Raw genomic sequence first — 4292 nt, forward strand, 5'->3', positions numbered from 1 at the left:
GGCTGGACGCAACGCACCCCGAATTGATGCGGGCGGTCGGCGGACGCGCGCAGGCGCTTGTGACGGCGGGCGACCGGCTGTTGCGCTTCCCGCTGGCGGCGTAAGGTTGATCCGGCTCCGCTGACGCGGCAAGCTTTCCGTCAGGGCGGGTTGGGGGAGCGGGTAATGTTCGGAACGATGCTTTGGCTTGCCGTGGCCGCGCAGGGGCCGGTGCCGCCCAAACTGATCCGCAGCCGCACCCCCGAATATCCACGAATGTTAGCGAACCGGAACGTCGACGGGTTCGCCCGCGCGCAGATCACGGCCGCGCCTTCGGGAAAAGTCATCCGTTGCGAAGTCGTCGTGGAAAGCGGCGCCAGGGAACTGGATGAGGCGTTATGCGCGGCATATGCGGTTGCCAAGGCACGTCCTGCGCGCGATGCCGACGGCCAGCCAGCCTATGGCACCTTCACGCACTCAATCGTCTATCGCATCGGCGACCGATCGGTGACGACTCCGCCAATGGCGGACATGTCGTTGGCGGTAAACCGCCTCCCGCCCGGCAGCGATCCCTTTGTTCGGCGTGAGGCTGCGCTGTCGGTATCCGCTACCGGTGAGGTCGTGGGCTGCCATAATCTGAGGAAAGAAGGCACCCCCGATCCGCTCGACAAGGCTCTTTGCGACGTGGCCACGACTCGTTTGTCCTTGAAGCCCGCACTTGATGAGCAGGGGAAGCCCGTCCCGTCGATCCAGCAATTTGTCGTGGAGTTCAGCGAGCCGGATGCACCGCTGGTAAGGGATGATAAATTCAGAAGGCCGCTTTAGGGGCGCGGCGCCGGCTCAGTCCTGCGGCATCCCCGGCACTCGCAGCGCGTCCGCCAGCGACGTCTTGCCGCTGCCGCGCCGGGCGGGCTTGGGCTGGCTGGGATCGGGCGCCCAGCCGGTCAGGAAGATGACCTGGAAACGTTCGGTCACGCGCCCGTCGGCATCGGCACGGGCGGCAAACGCCTCCGCTGCCCGCGCGAGGGTCGAGCGGGTAAGGGGGGGCGTGTCACGCAGCAAATTAGTGGCCGCCATGCCGCGCAGGTCTTCGATCAGCCGGCCCAGGCTCGAATAACGCACCGACAGCGTCTCGATATCGGCAACGGGCAGCGTAAGGCCCGCGCGCATCAGCAGATCACCGGCCGAGCGCACGTCGATCTGTGGATGGATACGTGCGACCGCACGCGGCGCTTCGGCTTCCATCAGCACGCTTCGCAGCACCGGCAGGCTGCCCGCGCCGACAAGCGCACCCAGGAACAGCCCATCGGGCCGCAACACGCGGCGGACCAGCGCCAGCGCGCCCGGCACGTCGTTCACCTGATCGAGCACGCCCGCCGATATCACCCCGTCGAAACTGGCATCGGCAAAGGGGATGCGATCCTCATCCGCCTGTATCCCCTGCGCCGCGCGGGCAAAGCCGAAACCGGCATCCAGTCGGGCGACGCGCGCACCTGGCGGGGGGGTAAACGCGCCGTCGAAGCAGCCCAGGTCGAGCAAGTCGCGCATCGGCCGCTTGACCGCCGCCAGTCGTTCATCAATCCCGTCCAGCATTGCCGCGCGCAGGAAATCATGGCCCGCGAAACCCGTGGCGGCGCGGTCGCGGCGCAGGCGGCGGGCGTGGCGGCGGAACGGCTCGGGTGGCGGAGTGTCGCTCAGCATCGTGGACGCTTGTGCGCCGCCGAAAGCCGCCGCACAAGGGGTGGATGAGGGAAGTCGCCCATCGGGTCGCCACGGCGTTGATCGATCATGCGCTGCCGCCGCGCTGCCCGGCCTGTGCTGCGGTGACGGGGGACATGCACCGTTTCTGCGCCGATTGCTGGGTGCGGCTCGATTTCCTTGGCCCGCCCGGCGACGATGACGACGCGGGCGTGCGGGCGGCGGTTGCCTATGGCGATGTGGCGCGCGCGGTGCTGCTCAAGTTGAAATATGCACGGCGGCTTGGCCATGCCGAACCGGCGGCGGCGGCGATGCGGCGATTGGTGCCGGACGACGCGGAACTGCTGGTGCCGGTGCCGCTGGCCTGGCGGCGGCTGTGGTCGCGCGGTTATAACCAGGCGGGGCTGATTGCCTCCGCCCTGTCGCGGCGCAGCGCCGTGCCGGTGGCGCACGACGTTCTGGTTCGCACCCGCGCGACGCCGGTGCTCAAGGGCCTTGGCCCGGCGGCGCGACGGCGGGCGGTCGCGGGCGCCTTTGCGGTGCGGCGCGCCGAAAGCCTGGCGGACAGGCATGTGGTGCTGGTCGACGACGTGTTCACCACCGGCGCGACGGCTTATGGTTGTGCCGCGGTGCTGGCGGCGGCCGGCGCGGCGCGGGTCAGTATCCTCACCTTTGCGCGCGTCATGCCCGGCGATGCCGATTGACAAGCGCGACCATAGTTTCCACGTCGGCAATCATGGCAAAGGTCGAAATCTATACCAAGGCATGGTGCCCCTATTGCATACGCGCAAAGCGTCTTCTGAATGCAAAGGGTGCGGCGTTCGAGGAAATCGACATCACCATGGGTGGGCCGCGGCGCGCCGAGATGATCGACCGGGCGAGCGGGCGCACCACGGTGCCACAGATTTTCATCGATGGCGGGCATATCGGCGGATCGGATGACCTGGCCGCGCTTGAGGCTCAGGGTCGGCTCGACGCGCTGCTCAATTCGTGAAGATCGCGCTGCTTCAGATGACGGGCGTGCTGGACCCCGTCGCGAACGCCGCGACCGTCGCCGATGCGGTGGCACATGCGGGGCGGGGCGGGGCGACGATGTTGTTCACGCCCGAAATGTCCAACCTGATCGACCGCGATCGCAATCGCTCGGCATCCAAGATCGTCGCCGAGCATGAGGACCCCGTGCTGCAGGCGGTCGGCCGCGCAGCTTATGAATATGGCGTTTGGGTGCATTTGGGGTCGCTGGCGGTGCGGAGACCCGACGGACGTTTTGCAAATCGCAGCATCCTGATCGACGATCGCGGCATCATCCGTGCGCGGTATGACAAGTTGCACATGTTCGATGCCGATGTCGGCCCCGGCAATCGCTGGCAGGAATCGTCGGCTTTTGCTGCCGGCGACCGGGCGGTGGTCGCGGCGACGCCGGCAGGACAGCTTGGCATGACGATCTGTTACGACTTGCGCTTTCCCGCGCTGTATCAGGCGCTTGGCGAGGCGGGTGCCGAATTGCTCGCAGTGCCCGCCGCATTCACCCGCGCCACGGGAGAGGCGCATTGGGAATCGCTGATCCGGGCGCGAGCGATCGAAAATGGCTGTTTCGTCATCGCGGCGGCGCAGACCGGCGACCATGAAGACGGGCGCCTCACCTACGGCCGATCGCTGGTGGTCGACCCCTGGGGCGATGTGCTGCTCGACATGGGTGTCGGCCCGCGCGTCGATTTCGTGGTGCTCGATGAAGGGGCGGTGGCTTCGGCGCGCGCGCGTATTCCGGCCATGACTCATCGGCGCGCAATTCCACCCGTCGAGCGGGTGGGCGCATGATCGTCTTCGACCTTCGCTGCGGCGACGGGCATGTGTTCGAGGCGTGGTTCGCGTCTTCCGCCGCATATGAATCGCAACGCGCCGATGGTCTGATTGCCTGCCCGCTGTGCGAGGACAGCCGGATCGAAAAGGCCGTGATGGCCCCTAACATCGCGGCCAAGGGCAATCGTTCCGAAATGCGCGCGACCGTTCCCGCTCCGACCGACACCCCGCCGTCGCCCGAAGCCGTCAAGGCCGCGCTGGAGACGCTGGCGAAAATACAGGCCAAGGCGCTCGAAAAGTCGCGCTGGGTGGGCACTGCCTTTGTCGACAGTGCGCGCGCCATGCATCTGGGCGAAGCGCCGACGCAGCCGATTCACGGACAGGCGACGCTGGCCGACGCCCGCGCGCTGGCCGAAGAAGGCGTGTCGATCGCGCCGCTGCCTTTTCCGGTCATCCCGCCCGAGACGCGCAATTGATTCTTCGCCGATGCTGCCATAGGCACGCACCCGTGCCCCGATAGCTCAGCAGGACAGAGCAACGGTTTCCTAAACCGCAGGTCGGGAGTTCGAGTCTCTCTCGGGGCACCAATTCGCACAAGCTATCTGCTCATCGGTATGGTTTGTTACCATATTGGCCGCGCCGGTCGTTCGGTCTACATCCGGGGGAACGACCGAAACAACTGGGAAAATCCATGCTGACGATGATCCGAACCGGCGCGTTGCTCGCCTCCGTCTCGCTCCTTGCCGCTTGCGCTGCCGCCGATCGCCCCGATCCGGCAGCGGTCTCCGAGCAGACGGCGACGGTGGGAGAGGCGG

Annotated in this window: 6 protein-coding genes, 1 tRNA gene and 1 pseudogene; 7 read left to right on the forward strand and 1 reads right to left on the reverse strand. The window is 67.0% G+C overall.

The annotated features are described in order from the left end of the window. Positions 1-104 (forward strand): annotated as a pseudogene (locus VL973_RS09990) (ligase-associated DNA damage response endonuclease PdeM); the annotation flags it as partial. A gap of 61 nt (positions 105-165) precedes the next feature. Beyond that, positions 166-804: a TonB family protein gene (locus tag VL973_RS09995; protein ID WP_325283874.1), complete on the forward strand. Its 639-nt coding sequence runs from the start codon at positions 166-168 to the stop codon at positions 802-804. A 15-nt stretch (positions 805-819) separates the two neighbouring features. Here the strand turns inward: VL973_RS09995 and VL973_RS10000 are convergent, their stop codons facing one another. After that, a complete protein-coding gene (locus VL973_RS10000) occupies positions 820-1680 on the reverse strand; it encodes a class I SAM-dependent methyltransferase (protein WP_325283875.1) in 861 nt (286 codons plus the stop codon). A 44-nt stretch (positions 1681-1724) separates the two neighbouring features. Between VL973_RS10000 and VL973_RS10005 the strand changes: the two genes are divergently transcribed. The 5 genes from VL973_RS10005 to VL973_RS10025 all read left to right on the forward strand — a co-directional run bounded on the left by VL973_RS10005 (position 1725) and on the right by VL973_RS10025 (position 4064). Continuing rightward, positions 1725-2381: a ComF family protein gene (locus VL973_RS10005; RefSeq protein WP_325283876.1), complete on the forward strand. Its 657-nt coding sequence runs from the start codon at positions 1725-1727 to the stop codon at positions 2379-2381. A gap of 32 nt (positions 2382-2413) precedes the next feature. Beyond that, the gene (gene grxC / locus VL973_RS10010; RefSeq protein ID WP_325283877.1) at positions 2414-2671 is read left to right on the forward strand and encodes a glutaredoxin 3; all 258 of its coding nucleotides are present in this window, start codon (positions 2414-2416) and stop codon (positions 2669-2671) included. Further along, positions 2668-3495, forward strand: coding sequence for a carbon-nitrogen hydrolase family protein (locus VL973_RS10015; RefSeq protein ID WP_325283878.1), 828 nt, complete (start codon positions 2668-2670; stop codon positions 3493-3495). Before grxC ends, VL973_RS10015 begins: the two co-directional genes overlap by 4 nt. After that, positions 3492-3953: a DUF1178 family protein gene (locus tag VL973_RS10020; RefSeq protein WP_325283879.1), complete on the forward strand. Its 462-nt coding sequence runs from the start codon at positions 3492-3494 to the stop codon at positions 3951-3953. Before VL973_RS10015 ends, VL973_RS10020 begins: the two co-directional genes overlap by 4 nt. Positions 3954-3987: 34 nt before the next feature. Further along, positions 3988-4064 (forward strand) — tRNA-Arg (locus VL973_RS10025). Positions 4065-4292: the final 228 nt, after the last annotated feature.

Source organism: Sphingomonas sp., from assembly GCF_035490575.1.
Classification (GTDB): Bacteria; Pseudomonadota; Alphaproteobacteria; order Sphingomonadales; family Sphingomonadaceae; genus Sphingomonas.